Below are 15,004 nucleotides of genomic sequence, written 5' to 3' on the forward strand. Positions count from 1 at the left end.
TTGTACTTCGTGACTCGACATCTCGAAGCGTGGAGAACGGCCGCCTCCGCTGTCCCGGAAAGAACCGCAGATCAGCAGGTCGGGTGACCTGCAACGTTAAACGCCAAGCTCAGTCTCAGGGCATCGGTCGCGTGCCGGCCCTCCAACAGGCCAAAGCGTGGTCGAGGTACCGGTTGAAGGTACCCACCAGATCCATGTTCGGGTCGAGCAGCCACTGGAGTTCGAGGCCGTCCATGACGGCGAGCAGCGCACGGATGTCCGACTCGGCGTCGGCCTCTGTGAGTGGCGGGATCTCACCGGTCTGCACGGCCTGGAGGAGCTGGTCGGTCTTGGTGCGGACGACCTGGGCGTAGCGGCGTCGGACGAAGTCCCGGGCCGGGTGCTCAGGGTTGGCCGCCGCCTCCGCGGTCAACGTGATGAAGAGCTCCAGCAGTCCGCGGTGCTCGAGGTGGTAGGCCATCGACGTGCGCAGTTGGTCGATGGCGCGCAGACCTTGGAGGTCGGGGTTCTCGCGGTGGGCGGTCTCGTCTTCCCACCACTTGAGGACCGCGGCGAGCAGGTCCTCCTTGCGTTCGAAGTGACGTAGCAGGGCTGCAGGCGACAGACCGACGTCTGCGGCGATCTGTCGGAGCGAGGCGGCCCGGTATCCCTTTTCTCCGAAGGTTTTGGCCGCCGCGAGCACGATCTGCTCGCGCGTTTTGATGCCGGTGCGGTACGGCCCGCGCGGCCCCCTGGTCCCACTCGCCATGCCATGCCCTTCGGAAATCCTCGTACAACCCCTTGCCCCAAAAGCTATCACCTGCTTACTGTTCACCGCGTTGAAACATGAACGACTGATTACTTTTGGCGTGAAGGAGTGGGATGGCTCCCCCCGAACGGCTTGGCGTCGGCCTCATTGGCGCCGGGCTTGTGACACAGACCGTTCATTTGCCCGCCCTTGCCTCCCTGGCGGACACCTTCGCTGTCCGCCACCTCAGTGACCCTGACGAAAGTCTTGCCGCTCGTGTAGGTGCGGCGGTCGGTGCCCGGCATTCCGCTCACGCCGATGCCCTGATCGCCGATCCCGCCGTAGAGGTGGTGGCCGTGTGCAGTCCGCACCGGTTCCACGCCGAGCAGGTCATCGCAGCCTGCGAGGCGGGCAAACGCGCAGTCCTGTGCGAAAAGCCTCTCGCGGTTTCCATAGCCGAAGCCGAACTGATCGGCGAAGCCTCCCGGCGCACCGGGGTACCTGTAGTCGTCGGCGCCATGCACCTGTTCGATCCGGGCTGGCTGTGGGCCGACCGCCGGTCAGCCGAGTTGAGGTGCACAGCCCACACCATCCGCTCCTCCATCGTCCTGCCACCGAACTCGCGCTACGAGGAACTGGCCACCGAGGTATACGGACGCCACACAGCCAGTACCGCCCTGGACATGGCGGACCCAGCCGCTCAGGCCGAGGTCGTGGTAGGCGGCGTCCTCGGCCTCGCCGTCCACGACCTCCCACTGATCAGGAGTTTCCTTCCGCAGATCGACGACCTCGTAGTCCATGAGGCTCGACCGCTGCTGCCCTGGGGCTACCACATCGTCTTCACCGCTGCCGGGCGGACCGTGGAACTGCACGCCGTCGTCAATGCCACATGGCAACCGGACTGGACGCTGGAGGTGGTCTCGGACACCGAGGCCCTCCGTCTCGACTTCACCCCCAGCTATGTGCAGGCGGGGTCGGCCCGAGCAGCGCTGCGCACCCGCGACTCGACGACGATGGCGGAGCCCGCCGACAGCAACGGCTACGCAGGCGAGTGGCAACAGGTTGCCGCGCTTGCCCGCGGCGAGGTCGTCGACGGCGTCCGCCACGAACATGACCTGGCCGACCTGCGCTTGGCCCTGCGCCTCGCCGACGCAGCCTCCGAACTGATCGCACCGGATTCAAGGGAAGCCGCATGACCGGCACCAACGGCACCGCCCGAACCGACGTCCGGCGGACCTTCGATGTCTACGCGGACGCCGACACCGCGGCCGTCCTTGCCACGCTTCCACTCTCTTTCCGTCCGGTCACCGTCGATCGCGTGCCCGTGCGTGCGCTGTCGGGTAGTCGAGGCTGGGTCGATACGGCCGCCGCCGCCGTCCAGGACGGCGCAGTGGGCCTCGTCGTCCGCCACCCGGCTCCGGCCGACCCCGCCGACGTCGTGGCCCTGGCCGAGCTGGCCGGGAAGCACGGTACCGCCGTGGTCCTCGACAGCCCCTGGGCGGGCACCCCGACGTCGGCTCGGGCCGCCGAAGCCCTGCGAGACACCGCTGCCTCAGATCCGGCAAGCGCGATCGAATGCCGCCTCACCCTCCCGACCGACCATGACCTCGGTCAGGCGCTGTTGGACCAGCTGGCACTGCTGCGTGTTCTCGGCAACCCGGCGGATGAGATCCGTACTCACCTGCGCACCGAGCGCGGTCTCCTCGCGACCGCCACCGTCGGAGGGCGTACCGGGCTGCTGGGCACCGTACTGACCGATGCTCTCGCGTCGACCGCGTCCGTGCGGCTCATAGGCGCAGGTCGTGCTGTCCACCTGCAGATTCCCAGTTGGCGCACGGCGCGCCCGGCACTCCTCACCGTCACCTCGCCCGACGGCTCTCATACCTGGCCGACCCACTACGAATCGCCGCACCGAGCCGCCTGGCGCCGACTACACCGACTGCTCAGCGTCTCCGAGTCGCCGGGGTTCGAAGCGGCAGCCACTGCCGACCTGCACGCGCTCGCTGCGGACCTGCACACCATGGGTCGCGCCACTACACACCACGAGGGATCGCCATGACCGCACGGACCACCCACGCCCCCGGCGGCAGTCGGCGGCGGGCCTTCCTCGGCTTGCTCGGCGCCGCCGCCACCGCGCCGCTCCTGAGCGCCTGCGGCAGTGCAACCGCATCACGTGTCGTCCGGTTCTGGGACATGCCGTGGGGCCCGCCCGCCTACAGCGGCCTCGCCGAACGGGTCACACGGGGTTACCGCACCGCTGACGGAGCGCGCGGCGCGTCGTACCAGTCCGTGCCGTGGAACAACTACTACATGACCTTCGCCACGGGCATCGCCGCTGGCAAGGGTCCCGCGATCAGCACTGGAGCCAGTTTCCAGGCGTTCCTGTTCGAGCAGCAGGGGGCGATCCACCATGCCGACAATGTCGTCGAGCACCTGCACGCTGCGGGTGCGGACGACGTCTTCCTGCCCGGCGTACTGGACACCATGCGCACCGCCGACGGCTATGTCGGCATCCCCTGGCAACTTGATATGCGCGTGCTCTGGTACAACAAGCGCGTTCTCGACGAGACCGGCACCTCAGTGCCCACCGACTGGGACTCGCTGCTGGACGCCGGACGCCGGCTCAAGAAAGCCGGCCACTACGCGTACGGCACGGGCGCCGGCGCCGGAAACACCGCCGGGACGCAGATGCTGATCGGCCTCATGCTCGGCAACGGAGGCGGTCTCTTCGACCCCGACGGCAATCCCGATTGCGTCACCAATCGCAACATCGAGGCCATGGACTTCGCCCAGGAGCTCGTCAAAGAGAAGATCATCGATCCGGCCTGCCTCGGTTACTCCGCGGACAACGTCCTGGGCCAGTGGAAGTCCGGTGAGGTAGCCATGGGGATCCACGACTCCGGCCTGCCCAGCCGAGTCGGCGACACGGGCGACCTTCTGGACGTGGCGTCACCGCTGACGGGACCGCACGGCGACAAGGGCGCGCTCTACTACGTCAACAACCTGATGATGTACAAGAGTTCGGGCACTCGGCCCGCGGCAACCGAGCGCTTTCTCCGCTACTACCTGCAACACCTGCAAACCTACTGGGACGAGGGCCTCATCACCGCACTGCCCGTGCTGAAGTCCATCGCCGACAGCGAAGCGCTCGCCCGTGATCCGCGCCAGGTGAAGATCGTCCGGGAGTGGCAGCCGATCTCACGCACCTACGCCGAGCGCGGCACCGCCCGGCTGGCCGCCGTCGACGGCGGAAGCGCCCTGTACCGCTTCACTCAGACGATCCTCCGAGGGGACACCGGGCCCAGGCAGGCCCTGACCACCCTTCAAAAGAGCATCGCCTCCATCGCCCTGTGATCACGACCGATCCGGAGAACGCGCCATGACCACCGCGCCCACCACGACGAGGATGCGACCCTCCCGCAAGCGCACCATGCTCCTCCTGGCCGCACCATCGGTCGTTCTGCTGCTGTTGATCTGCACCTATCCCCTTGTCTACGCAGCGATCCAAGCCGTCCACAACGGCTCGCTGATCAACACGGGGCAGTACGTCGGACTCCAGAATTTCACTTTGACACTCCCCACCCCCGAGTTCCGCAACGCGGCTCTGTTCACCGTCGTGTTCTTGCTGGCCGGCGTGTTCGGCAGCTGGGCCATCGGCCTCGGCCTCGCCCTCCTGCTGCGCATGCCGGTGCCCGGAGCCAAGGTGTTCCGCGTCCTGCTGCTGCTCCCCTGGGTCATGCCGATCGTCGTGTCCGCCACTGCGTGGAACTGGCTGGTGGCCACGCGGGACAGTCCGCTGCCGACGATCGCGCGCGCCTTGGGTTTCGGCGACGTCCTGTTCCTCGCGGACCCCACCCTCGCCGTGATCACTGTGTGCGTCGTGAAAGTGTGGCTCAGCTTTCCGTTCATGATGCTGATGAGCTCCTCAGCGCTGGCCTCCGTCGACGACTCCGTCTATGAGGCAGCCCGCCTGGACGGCGCCGGGCCGTGGCAGCGTTTCCGGTTCATCACCCTGCCGATGACCGCCAAGAGCACATACATCTCCTGGGTCCTCATGGCGATCTTCTGCGTCAACGACTTTCCCACCATCTACCTCCTCACCGGCGGTGGTCCCGTCGACGCCACGTCCTCCCTGATCGTCCTCGCCTACCGCAAGGTGTTCCAGGACTTCCAGACCGGCCCGGGCGTCGCCATCGCGTTCACCATGACCTTCGTCCTGGTCATCGTCTCCGCCTTGCTCTTCAGCCGGATCCGAAAGGCCGATGTCGCATGAGCCTCGCCCCTCAAGCCGCCGCACCCGCGACAGTGCAGCCGCCCACGACCGGGATCAGTGCCCGGGCCTCCCGTTCAAAGTGGTTGCGGTTCGCCGTCCTGCTCGTCATCACCCTCCTGGCGATGGCTCCGGTACTGACCACAGTTCTGCTGGCCTTCCGTCCCGCAGCGGGCAGCTCCGAGTCGTCCCTGTTCACCCTGGAGAATTTCGAGAGAGTCCTCCGTGGCACCGACGTGCTGCGCTGGCTCGCCAACAGCTTGCTGGTGGCATGCTCCACGGTTGTCGTCTCGGTAGTGGTCGCCGCACCGGCCGGCTATGTGCTCTCCAGAGGTCGGGGCAAGGTCGTCGGCGGCTTCTCCCTCCTGCTGTTCGTCCTCCAGTCCCTCCCTGTGATCACCTCAGTCATCCCGCTGTTCATCCTGTTCTCCCGGATGGGCCTGGTCGACAACCTTCTCGGGCTGACCATCATCTACGTCGGCAGCACCATCTCCGTGACCACCTGGATGATGGCTGCCTACTTCGACTCCATCCCGGCCAGCCTGGAGGAGGCCGCCTGGGTCGACGGCCTCTCCGTGTTCGGTTCCTTCTCCCGAATCGTGCTGCGCAACTCCTACCCCGGCATCCTGTCCGCGGCGGTGTTCGCCTTCCTACTGGCGTGGAACGACTACCTGGTCGCCCTGGTGTTCCTGCACTCCGACGCAGTCCTCAACCTGCCCGTCGGCCTGCAGAACTTCTTCCAGCAGAACGCCACCGACTGGGGCGGCGTCATGGCCGTCGCGGTCATCATGCTGCTCCCCCCGTGCATCGTCTTCGCCGCGCTGCACCGGTACTTCAGCGTGGGCGGCATCGGTGGCGCCCTCGCCGGCCGCTGAACCCATCACCGCGCAGCGTCAGTTCCCCCATGGGGCGCAAGAAATCGCACAAGTTGAAGGGAGGGCGTCCGTCATGGCTCCGCCCACCAACCCGTCCGCAACACAGGCCAGTCGCCCGCTCCACGCCGCGGTCATCGGCGCGGGGATGATCGCCGAGGTCCACCGCCGGGCGATCCGCGCCGCGGGCGGCGACGTCGTCGGCGTGCTCGCTTCCTCACCCGCACGCAGCCAGGAGGTCGCCCGACGGTGGGGCACCACCCCGTACGACGATCTGCCGTCACTGCTCGCCGACGGCAGTGTCGACGTCGTGCACGTCTGCACTCCCAACCACACCCACGCCGACTACACCCTTCAGGCTCTGACGGCCGGCAAGCACGTCGTCTGTGAGAAACCGCTCGGCGTCTCCGTCGAGGAGGCGGAACGGCTGGCAGCGGCGGCGGAGCGGAGCGGACTGACCGCCACCGTGCCGTTCGTCTACCGCTACCACCCGCTCGTACGGGAGATCCGCCGTCGACGCCTGGACGGTGAATTCGGCCGGTGGCATCTGCTGCACGGCAGCTACCTGCAGGACTGGATGCTCTCGCCCGAGGCGTCCGGGTGGCGTGTGGACCCGGCGCGCGGCGGCGCTTCCCGGGCCTTCGCCGACATCGGATCGCACTGGTGCGACCTGGTCCAATGGGTTTCCGGCGAGACCTTCACCGAGCTGACCGCCGCTTCTTCGGTGGCGGTGGGCGAGCGGCCCGCAGCGGACACCGCATCCTTCTCGGCCCATTCCGCGGACGGCCCGCGCACCCGCGTCGAAACCGAGGACTGCGCCACCCTCCTGCTGCGGACCCGGCGCGGCCTGCTCGCCTCGCTGACCGTCTCGCAGGTCTCCGCAGGGCGCAAGAACCGCCTGTGGTTCGAGCTCGACGGATCCCGCGGCAGCGCGGTCTTCGACCAGGAGAACCCGGAGACCATCTGGCTCGGCGCCGAACACGAAAGCCGCGTCGTGCACCGTGACCCGCATCACGGCAGCGCCGAGCAACGCCGGCTGTCCGTCCTGCCGGCTGGCCACCCCCAGGGATACGCCGACTGCTTCGCCGCGTTCGTCTCCGACACCTACGCGGCCATCGGGGGCGCCGCCCCGGAAGGGCTGCCGACCTTCGCCGACGGGCTGCGCGCCGCGCGCCTCGTCGACGCCTTCCTCTCCTCCTCCCGTACCGGTGACTGGACCAAGGTGAAGTACGCATGAAACTGGGATTCCTGACAGCCTGCCTCCCGCAGTGGGACCTGCCCACGATCGCCTCCTGGGCGGCGGGTCACGACTATCAGGCTCTGGAGGTCGCGGTCTGGCCCGGCTCCGGCGGCCGCGACTTCGAGGCCGCTCACCTCCCCGTCGCCACCTTCGGCGAGCGCGAGGCCGACGCGACCCGTGGCCTGTTCGAACAGCACGCTCTGGAGCTGTCCGCCCTCGCCTACTACGAGAACAACCTCCACCCCGACCCTGGCCGCCGCGAAGAGATCCGCACCCATCTCAAGCACGCCATCGACACCGCCCATCTCCTCGGCGTCCCGTACGTCGGCACGTTCGTCGGCCGCGACTGGACACGTCCCATCGCCGAGAACCTCGCCGAGGCAGAGCGCGTCTTCCCCGAACTCGTCGAGTACGCGGGCGAGCGCGACGTGCGGATCATCATCGAGAACTGCGTGATGGAGGGCTGGCATCCCGACGGATCCCCGGGCAACCTCGCCTACTCGCCCGAGCTGTGGGAGTGGATGTTCGACCTCGGTCTCTACCTCAACTGGGACCCCTCGCACCTGACATGGATCGGCATCGACCCGGTCGAGACGATCGCCCCGTACATCGATCGCATCGTGCACGCCCAGGCGAAGGACGTCCAACTGCGTCCCGCCGACCGGCAGCGCTACGGCCACTTCGGACCCGCCGTCGACCGCTCCGCGAACCCCTGGGACATGGGCTGGTGGCGCTACCGCGTCCCCGGTCTCGGCCAGGTCGACTGGTCCGGCATCATCGACCGCCTCTACGAGCACGGCTACACCGGCACGCTCTCCGTCGAACACGAGGACCCCGTGTGGGGTGGGTCGCCCGAGAAGGTCACCCAGGGCCTGGAGATCGCCCACCGCACCCTGCGTCCCCTGATCTTCTGAAACGGGCCTCAGCTGACACACCACTCACTCCCGCAGCACTGGCACACGATCCAGCGCGGGTTCCGCGCCCCGGATATCCCTGCCCGCCGTCCAGTCCCTTTCGGTCCGTGGAGGACTCCATGAGCAGCAAGGCCCGCCTGTCCGTCCAGCTCTACAGCGTCCGCGAAGCGCTCTTCTCCGACCTCGCCGGTACGCTCGCACGCATCGCAGATCTCGGGTACCGCCACGTCGAGCCGTTCGGCTTCGGACACTGGAAGGCCACCCCGGCTGAGCGCGTCGAGCGGGCCCGCGAGCTGCGCTCCGCCCTGGACTCGGCCGGGCTCACGGTCTCGTCGGTACATGCTGCTCTCTCTGACGGCGGCCTCGCACCACTCGTGGAAGAGTGCCGCATCCTCGGCACGGACACGGTCTTCGTCCCGGTTCCAGAGCTCGTCGAGGGCTTCGAACGCAACGTGTTCGGCGACGCCGACCAATTGCCCGCCTTCGCGGCGCGGCTGACCGCAGCCTCCGAAGAACTGGCCGGTCACGGCATCAACCTCGGCTATCACAACCATGAATTCGAGTGGGCCAAGCTCCCCAACGGCCGTGCTGGTTACGACGTCTTCTGGGAACTGGCGGGCGAGCGGCTCCTCGCCGAGCTCGATGTCTACTGGGCCACCGCCGCCGGCCAGGACCCCGTAGCGGTACTGACGCAGCTCGGCCGACGCGCCGTCGCCGTGCACCTCAAGGACGGGCCAGTGGGCCACGGGGAGCAGCAGACCCCCATCGGCACCGGCGACGTCCAAATTCCTGCGCTACTTGCTGCCGGCGAGCATCTGGCCTGGCACATCGCCGAAATCGACACCACGGAACTCGACGTCTTCGACCTCCTGGGGGCCAACCGCACCGCCATTCTGGACCTGAGTCGCACGGTCGGCTGACCATCAGCAGGTCTCTTGCATGCAGGGATGCCACGACCTGGCCGCCGTCGCGGGCGACGTCGACGCCGACTTCCCCATCTCGACCGACGCCCACGTCAGCCACTCGCGCACGACGTCGGCCTCGGTGGTCGACGGGCACAGCGCCCACGGCGCCGACAGCCGACGGGCGGCGAACACGGACTCCAGCGCGACCCGGCGTCGCCGATACGCCCACTCGGTCGTGTCGTCCCGGACAGCCGCAGCAGATCGAACGCGACGAAGTGGACCGACCACTCCTCCGCCGCCCGAGCCGCCCCGGCACCACGCCGGACAAGCCGGTTCTGTAACCGCTCGAACGCGAGGCGGCCCGCGGCGTCCCATACGACCAGCTCGCCGTCCAGGCGGTCGCGTCCGGCTACTGCACGGCCCCTCCCACAACCTCCGGAAACGACGGCCCATGTCGGTGCCGCGCCTCGAGCGCAGCACCACCTGGCCCGCGTCGACGGAGACGAGAGCCCGAAATCCGTCCCACTTCGGTTATGCGCTGTTGAGCTGTCGCCTGTCCGGGCTCGCCGCCCCGGAATTGAGGTGCGTTTCGTTGGTCGGATCCGTCCTCCTCAGGAACTGCTGCCTGCCTGTTCCAGGGCCGTGTGGATCTCCTTGGCGGCGGCTGGCTTTCCCGGGTCCTGAGGCCAGGGCAGTCGGGGGTCGGACAGGTAGGGGAGGACGTAGGCGGGGCTGCCCTCCTGGATGCGCCAGCTCTCCGACATGGTGCCGGCGTCGGCGGTGTCGTAGCCGAGGCGGTCGAGCAGAGCGGTGACGGACTGCTTGGCCACGTCGTCGTCGCTGGCGAGGGGGAGCGCGCTGCGGTCCGCGGAGCCGGCGGGACGGGCCAGGGAGACGAGGTGCTCGAAGTAGATGGTGTTGAACGTCTTGACCGTCCGCGCGCCCGGCACGTACCGCTGGAACAGAGCTCCCGCGGTGAGGCTGCCCGTCTCCAGTTCGGCGATGACGCCGTCCCGCAGGCGGTAATAGTTGTTCGCGTCGATGACGATCTTCCCCGCCAGGGCGTCCATGGGCAGGTGGGGCACGGCGCTGAAGGGAACGGCGACGAGTGTCCAGTCGCCTGCCGCGGCGGCCTTTGCCGGAGTGGCCGCACGCGCCCGGGGGCCGAGGCGGTCGGTGAGGCCTCGCAGGGTCTGGGGACCGCGCGAGTTGCTGAGCACCACGTCGATCCCCGCGTTGACGGCCAGGCGCGCGACCGCGCCGCCTATGTTGCCGCTTCCGGTGATGCCGAGCGTGTGGTTCATTGCTGTTCCTTCGGGGGCTGCGTTCTCGAGTACACCCGCGCCCGCAGACCGTGTGGTCTGCGGGCGCGGAAGTGTTCCGGTGCGCGGACGGACGTCCGGTGTGTGGGCTGCGAGGGGAGTGGTCAGTGGCCGGATTCGAGTCGCTCTTTCAGGGCCCTGCCGTAGCTCGCGGAGTTCTTCTCCATTTGGGCCCGGTTGGGCTCCACGGTTTCCACGGCGGCCGGGCCGGTGAAAGTCTCGGATTCCGTGTAGCGCGTTCCGCCGTCATGGGGGTCGAGGAGGAAGGAATGGTCCCCCGTGACGACGCCGGGGATGCCGCCCTCCCGTGCGAGGCGTCGCGGTGCCTCGTAGTGCAGGACCGTGAAGTCGTACTCCCCGTCGATCTCGGATCCGGTCGACAGACGGGCCCGCAGCACGGTTCCGGGCCGGACTTCGGTGGGCACATCGACGAAGCTCAGGTCGGGGTGCCACTGTGTGTATCCGGCGAAGTCGGTCAGGACCTTCCACACCTCTTCGGGGGAACCTCACGCCCGCCGACAGCAGCGCCGCACGCGGCTTCCCCGGCCCGGAAGAGGCCGCGATGGCCTCGTGCGTGCGCCACCGCGTCCTCAGCGCGCTCCCGCTCTGGGACGGCTGCTTCCTCTGCAATCGGCCGCAGTACTAGCCCGACTCGATTCCACATAAGGCGGAATCTACCGGCGGACTTTCCGCCGTTTCGGCGGGTGCATGCCTTCGCCCGCCGCTGGCAGGTCAGCGGGCTGCTGACCGAACTGCACGACCGGCTGCGCGATGCGGTCCGGGTCAAGGAGGGCCGCAAGATCGATCCGACGGCGGCGATCGTGGACTCGCAGTCGCTGCGGGCGGCGGCAAGCGTGCCGTGCACCACGTCGGGCTGGGACGCTGGGAAGAAGGTGGGCGGCCGTAAGCGGCACCTGGCTGTGGACGCGCTGGGGTTGCTGCTGCTGGTGGTGCTGGTGACGGCGGCGAGCGTGCAGGACCGCGATGCGGACGTGCCGCTGCTGTCCCGGCTTCTTGAGCGCCTTGTGCAGCTCGCTCTCGCCCGCTGTCTCGGACACCTCGCCCCTGGTCACATGCCGGGCGTGGTAGCGGCCGTTCTTCTCGACGATGGTCATGAACCCGCGGCAGACGGTCCCGTATTCATGGGCCCCGAGGCAGTAGAGAAGGTCGGGCTTGTAATTGCGGTGAATCTCCAGCAGGAGCCACGGGCGGTCGGGGTTACCCAGGTCTGGTGCACTCAGGTTGATAGTGATCCCGTGACCGCGTTGCAGCACGTTGTGGGGCATATTTTGAGAGTAAGTACTGTCTCTGACAACAGGGTTGGTTGCCGCAGTCGGGCTGGCCGGTGGCGGTGCCTCCGCCGACGAGCAACTCCGCCCCCTGAACGCACAGTTTGTCTCCGTGCGCCTGTTGCGCTCGGCCGGGATCAGTTTCGGGGTGTTGCGTGAAGGGGATTGAGCATGTCCTGCGGTTCCTGAGCGGTGGTGAGACGGGGGCGGGAGGATGGGCGGGTGCTGTCCCGGGCCCATGGCCTGACTCATTATATTTCTGACTGAAGTGTCCTGGTGTCACAGTGTCGGCCGGTGGTCGGGGATGGTGCGTTGTCGGTGCCGGGCCGGCGGGGTGTGTCCCGATAGGGGCCTGTCGATAGTTGTGGCGTCCTCACGATTCTGACCGTCTGACGCGGCCCGGTACCGGCAACGCGACGTGGTATCGGACGGGAGGAGAGGAACGGGCATGTCTGGTGCGACCGTGCCCAGTACGTCGCCTGCTCCCAAGACCGGCCGTCGTCGCCCGGCAGGGGAGGTGGTTCTGGGAGTGGATACGCACCGGGATGCCCACGTAGCCTCGGTGCTCTCAGTGACAGGGGCAGTCCTTGCCACCGACGAGTTCCCGGCCACCGCGGCTGCATACCGTGATCTGCTGAAGTGGGCCAGGAAGTCGGGAGCCGTGAGGCGGGCCGGGGTGGAGGGGACCGGCTCCTATGGAGCGTCCCTGTCCCGCTATCTGCTGGCCCAGGGTGTGGACGTGTTCGACGTGAACTGGATGGACCAGGCGGATCGCCGGCGGCGTGGCAAGTCGGATCCGCTCGATGCCCAGAATGCGGCGCGAGCCGTGTTTAGCGGGCGGGCCTCCGCTCGGGCCAAAACGGGCGACGGGCCGGTACAGATCGCGCGAATGTACAAACTCACGAAGGCGTCGGCCGTCAAAGCCCGCACCCAGGCCATCAACCAGCTCAAGGCCGTACTCGTCACTGCGGACCCCGTCTTGCGGGAGGAACTGGCCGGACTGGGCAATGCCGAACTCTTCCGTACCTGCGCGCAGTTCACCGATGCGCGTAGTCGCGAGGAGGCCGGCGCGGAGTCAGTGGTGGAGGCCACCCGGATCACGCTGGGCCTTCTGGCCCACCGGATCGGCCAGCTCTCCGAGGAGGTCCGCGACGTGGAGGCTCGTCTGACCCGGCTTGTGGAACGGCATGCCCCGCAGCTGCTCGACGTGGTGGGGATCGGCCCGGACACAGCGGTCACGTTGCTAATCACGGTGGGGGACAACCCGGAACGGCTGGACAGCGAGGCGTCGTTCGCCGCGCTGTGCGGTGTCAGCCCTGTCGAGCGTTCCTCGGGACGCAGGCAATTTCCGTCGCCTCAATCGCGGCGGCGACCGGCAGGCCAACGCCGCGCTTCACCGCATCGTGTTCACCCGCCTGCGGGTCGACCCGCGCACTCAGGACTACTACGAGCGGCGGATCAAGGAGGGAAAGACGCGGCGCGAAATCGTCCGCTGCCTCAAACGCTACGCGGCCCGGGAGGTCTTCCACCTGGTAAAACAGCTACAGTCAGCCCCCCGCTCATAGGGGCTGTGATACGGCGAGGCCCCGCCTGGGGGCTTTGCGTGGAGCCGTGAGACGACGAGGCCGCACCGGAGAGCTCCGGCGCGGCTTCGTCATGAGAGCGGCTGCGCTGTCGGGCACGATGCGGTCGGCGCCTCATGTTGCCCGTGTCCCTGTGACGTTTTCGGGGTGCGCCTACTTTGCGATTGCATTCGCACATGCGTCCGAAGAGCCGGTTCCAGCAGAGTGAACCGCTCCGGGACCGGTGGAGCCTTCACCAGACCCGGAGCTATTCACTGCCGGAGTCGGCCGGGCTTCCTCGACGGGCTCGGTCCGGGGGCCGTCGAGGACTGCTCGCTCGTCTCAGACGACCAGCCACTGTTGGTTCGTCCCGGAGTCGCAGCTCGACTGGTCCAGGGCCGCTCCGTTGGCGGTCGACGCCCCGGCGACTTCGAGGCATCGGCCGCTGTTGGCGTTCGTGAAGGTGACGTATCCACCGATGACCGGCCTCTTCGTCCAGAGCTGCTGTGCGCCGCCGTTACAGGTCGACTGGTCGACCACAGCGCCGTCGGCGGTGGAGGCGCCGCCGACTTCCAGACACTTCCCGCTGTTGACGTTGACCAGCCGGTAGGCGGACCCGACGGGGGTCGGCACCCATTGCTGGTTGGTTCCGGAGTTGCAGTTCCCGGAGTTCACGGCTGCCCCGTCAGCGGTGCTCGCGTACCAGACGTCGGCGCACTTGCCGGTGTTGCGGTTCAGGAGGTGGTTGTTCGCGGAGCCCAGCGGGGCGGCCAGGACGGGCCAGCCGTTCGCGAAGGTGACCTGGCGGATGTCGAGGGTCTCCTGCCCGTTGTTGTTCCCGTCGTAGTAGTGGTAGGCGAGGTACTTCGACGTGCCGTCGTCGTAGGCGTCCGCGCCCCCGGCCGCCACCTTCGGGTAGGCGCCGGCGAGCACGGGGGTTCCTCCGCCGGCGGCCATGTCCACGCCGTTCTGGTCGAGGTAGGGCCCGGTGATGCTGGTGGACCGTCCGACCGCGGTGTAGTAGGTGCTGTTGACCCCGCTGCAGCAGGTGCCCTTCGAGCCGAAGAGGTAGTAGTAGCCGCCGTTGAGGATGATCGTCGGGTTCTCGATGCCGACGGCGATGTGCCAGAGGTTGTTGTCGGTCGTGGACAGCTTGCCCGTGGACTGGTCCAGCACGTGCATGTAGGTGCCGGAGCCGGTCCAGGACCCCCAGGAGATGTACAGCCGGCCGTCGGGTCCCCAGTCGACGTTGGGGTCGATCGGGTAGTTGACGTCGGTGACCATGCCCTGGTCGGTCCAGGGGCCTTCGATGTTCGTGGCGGTGGCGAGGCCCATGACCGCATACGAAGAACCCCAGAGCGAACCGGCGTAGTACAGGTGGTACGTGCCGTTGAAGTACTTGATGTCGGGGGCCCAGATGTTGGGCGGCGTGGAACCGAGCTTGGCCGTGATCCAGGACGGGGTGGAGTCCCAGACGTTGCCGATCTTGGTCCAGCCGGTTGCCGCCGTGCTGTCGCACGTTTTGCGTTCGGTGATGGAGCCGCTCGGGTTGAGCGAGTCGTGCTCGAACCCGGTGGAGAACCCGTAGTAGCAGCTGCCCACCTTGATGACGGACGGGTCGTGCATCCGGGTGTCCCCGCTGAGAGCGTGCGCCTGGCCGGCTGCGACCAGGCCCAGAACGGCCAGTGCGGCGGCCAGCAGGGCGGCGAGGGTGGGATGGACGTGTCGCCGGCGGCCTGCGGGGCGTGGGCCTCCGCTGCGTTGGCTGGTCATGCGCAACTCCTTTGTGTGGCTGATGCGAGGTTCGGCCGCACAGCCGGCGCTCGGTGGTCGTCGGTCGGCTCGCCATGGTCGGCCCGTGGTGGTCCGCCGCCCGATACGGCCCGCCTCACGCCCCCGTGCT

15 protein-coding genes are annotated in these 15,004 nt (G+C 68.0%); 10 read left to right on the top strand and 5 right to left on the bottom strand.

All coding sequences use genetic code 11. The features are described 5' to 3' along the window. Positions 1 to 115: 115 nt before the first annotated feature. Positions 116 to 748: a TetR/AcrR family transcriptional regulator gene (locus tag OG562_RS34185; protein WP_266404931.1), complete on the bottom strand. Its 633-nt coding sequence runs from the start codon at positions 746 to 748 to the stop codon at positions 116 to 118. 113 nt (positions 749 to 861) lie between these two features. Here OG562_RS34185 and OG562_RS34190 point away from each other — a divergent pair, with 113 nt between their 5' ends. From OG562_RS34190 to OG562_RS34225, 8 genes are all read left to right on the top strand, one after another. Next, complete coding sequence (locus tag OG562_RS34190) at positions 862 to 1,923, top strand: Gfo/Idh/MocA family protein (RefSeq protein ID WP_266404934.1); 1,062 nt, start codon at positions 862 to 864, stop codon at positions 1,921 to 1,923. Continuing rightward, positions 1,920 to 2,786, top strand: a complete 867-nt coding sequence (locus OG562_RS34195) for a hypothetical protein (protein ID WP_266404936.1) — start codon at positions 1,920 to 1,922, stop codon at positions 2,784 to 2,786. Before OG562_RS34190 ends, OG562_RS34195 begins: the two co-directional genes overlap by 4 nt. A gap of 53 nt (positions 2,787 to 2,839) precedes the next feature. Beyond that, on the top strand, positions 2,840 to 4,081 hold the full coding sequence (locus OG562_RS34200) for an ABC transporter substrate-binding protein (protein ID WP_266404938.1): 1,242 nt from the start codon (positions 2,840 to 2,842) through the stop codon (positions 4,079 to 4,081). Positions 4,082 to 4,106: 25 nt separating this feature from the next. Further along, positions 4,107 to 5,000, top strand: a complete 894-nt coding sequence (locus OG562_RS34205; RefSeq protein ID WP_266404941.1) for a carbohydrate ABC transporter permease — start codon at positions 4,107 to 4,109, stop codon at positions 4,998 to 5,000. Between the two features lie 83 nt (positions 5,001 to 5,083). Then, positions 5,084 to 5,872, top strand: a complete 789-nt coding sequence (locus OG562_RS34210) for a carbohydrate ABC transporter permease (protein WP_266404943.1) — start codon at positions 5,084 to 5,086, stop codon at positions 5,870 to 5,872. A 73-nt stretch (positions 5,873 to 5,945) separates the two neighbouring features. Next, positions 5,946 to 7,106 carry a Gfo/Idh/MocA family protein gene (locus OG562_RS34215; RefSeq protein ID WP_266404944.1) on the top strand — a complete coding sequence of 387 codons (1,161 nt, stop codon included), beginning with the start codon at positions 5,946 to 5,948 and terminating at the stop codon, positions 7,104 to 7,106. Next, positions 7,103 to 8,023 carry a sugar phosphate isomerase/epimerase gene (locus OG562_RS34220; protein WP_266404947.1) on the top strand — a complete coding sequence of 307 codons (921 nt, stop codon included), beginning with the start codon at positions 7,103 to 7,105 and terminating at the stop codon, positions 8,021 to 8,023. The genes OG562_RS34215 and OG562_RS34220 overlap by 4 nt, the downstream gene beginning before the upstream one ends. A 119-nt stretch (positions 8,024 to 8,142) precedes the next feature. Beyond that, on the top strand, positions 8,143 to 8,943 hold the full coding sequence (locus OG562_RS34225; RefSeq protein ID WP_266404949.1) for a sugar phosphate isomerase/epimerase: 801 nt from the start codon (positions 8,143 to 8,145) through the stop codon (positions 8,941 to 8,943). 3 nt (positions 8,944 to 8,946) lie between these two features. Here OG562_RS34225 and OG562_RS34230 read toward each other — a convergent pair whose 3' ends face one another. The 3 genes from OG562_RS34230 to OG562_RS34240 form a co-directional block, all read right to left on the bottom strand. After that, the gene (locus OG562_RS34230; RefSeq protein WP_266404952.1) at positions 8,947 to 9,120 is read right to left on the bottom strand and encodes a hypothetical protein; all 174 of its coding nucleotides are present in this window, start codon (positions 9,118 to 9,120) and stop codon (positions 8,947 to 8,949) included. Between the two features lie 419 nt (positions 9,121 to 9,539). Beyond that, on the bottom strand, positions 9,540 to 10,232 hold the full coding sequence (locus OG562_RS34235; RefSeq protein WP_266404954.1) for an NADPH-dependent F420 reductase: 693 nt from the start codon (positions 10,230 to 10,232) through the stop codon (positions 9,540 to 9,542). A gap of 122 nt (positions 10,233 to 10,354) precedes the next feature. Further along, entirely contained in the window at positions 10,355 to 10,741 is a 387-nt protein-coding gene (locus OG562_RS34240; RefSeq protein ID WP_266404957.1) for an SRPBCC domain-containing protein, read from the bottom strand. Between the two features lie 363 nt (positions 10,742 to 11,104). On the opposite strand from OG562_RS34240, the gene OG562_RS34245 reads away from it, so the two are divergent. Both OG562_RS34245 and OG562_RS34250 read left to right on the top strand, forming a co-directional pair. Beyond that, the gene (locus OG562_RS34245; protein ID WP_266409674.1) at positions 11,105 to 11,698 is read left to right on the top strand and encodes a transposase; all 594 of its coding nucleotides are present in this window, start codon (positions 11,105 to 11,107) and stop codon (positions 11,696 to 11,698) included. 289 nt (positions 11,699 to 11,987) lie between these two features. After that, a complete protein-coding gene (locus OG562_RS34250; protein ID WP_266404960.1) occupies positions 11,988 to 13,154 on the top strand; it encodes a transposase in 1,167 nt (388 codons plus the stop codon). Between the two features lie 289 nt (positions 13,155 to 13,443). Here the strand turns inward: OG562_RS34250 and OG562_RS34255 are convergent, their stop codons facing one another. Beyond that, positions 13,444 to 14,874 (bottom strand): RICIN domain-containing protein, encoded by a 1,431-nt coding sequence (locus OG562_RS34255; protein WP_266404963.1) that lies wholly within the window; start codon positions 14,872 to 14,874, stop codon positions 13,444 to 13,446. Positions 14,875 to 15,004 lie beyond the last annotated feature (130 nt).

Origin of the sequence: Streptomyces sp. NBC_01275, from assembly GCF_026340655.1 — a bacterium.
Lineage (GTDB): Bacteria > Actinomycetota > Actinomycetes > Streptomycetales > Streptomycetaceae > Streptomyces.

Excerpts from the sequence above, each read along its gene's own strand:
- OG562_RS34185 (WP_266404931.1), bottom strand. The coding sequence starts at position 748 with ATGGCGAGTGGGACCAGGGGGCCGCGCGGGCCGTACCGCACCGGCATC.
- OG562_RS34225 (WP_266404949.1), top strand. The coding sequence starts at position 8,143 with ATGAGCAGCAAGGCCCGCCTGTCCGTCCAGCTCTACAGCGTCCGCGAA.
- OG562_RS34195 (WP_266404936.1), top strand. The coding sequence starts at position 1,920 with ATGACCGGCACCAACGGCACCGCCCGAACCGACGTCCGGCGGACCTTC.
- OG562_RS34255 (WP_266404963.1), bottom strand. The coding sequence starts at position 14,874 with ATGACCAGCCAACGCAGCGGAGGCCCACGCCCCGCAGGCCGCCGGCGA.
- OG562_RS34220 (WP_266404947.1), top strand. The coding sequence starts at position 7,103 with ATGAAACTGGGATTCCTGACAGCCTGCCTCCCGCAGTGGGACCTGCCC.
- OG562_RS34250 (WP_266404960.1), top strand. The coding sequence starts at position 11,988 with ATGTCTGGTGCGACCGTGCCCAGTACGTCGCCTGCTCCCAAGACCGGC.
- OG562_RS34205 (WP_266404941.1), top strand. The coding sequence starts at position 4,107 with ATGACCACCGCGCCCACCACGACGAGGATGCGACCCTCCCGCAAGCGC.
- OG562_RS34235 (WP_266404954.1), bottom strand. The coding sequence starts at position 10,232 with ATGAACCACACGCTCGGCATCACCGGAAGCGGCAACATAGGCGGCGCG.
- OG562_RS34215 (WP_266404944.1), top strand. The coding sequence starts at position 5,946 with ATGGCTCCGCCCACCAACCCGTCCGCAACACAGGCCAGTCGCCCGCTC.
- OG562_RS34190 (WP_266404934.1), top strand. The coding sequence starts at position 862 with ATGGCTCCCCCCGAACGGCTTGGCGTCGGCCTCATTGGCGCCGGGCTT.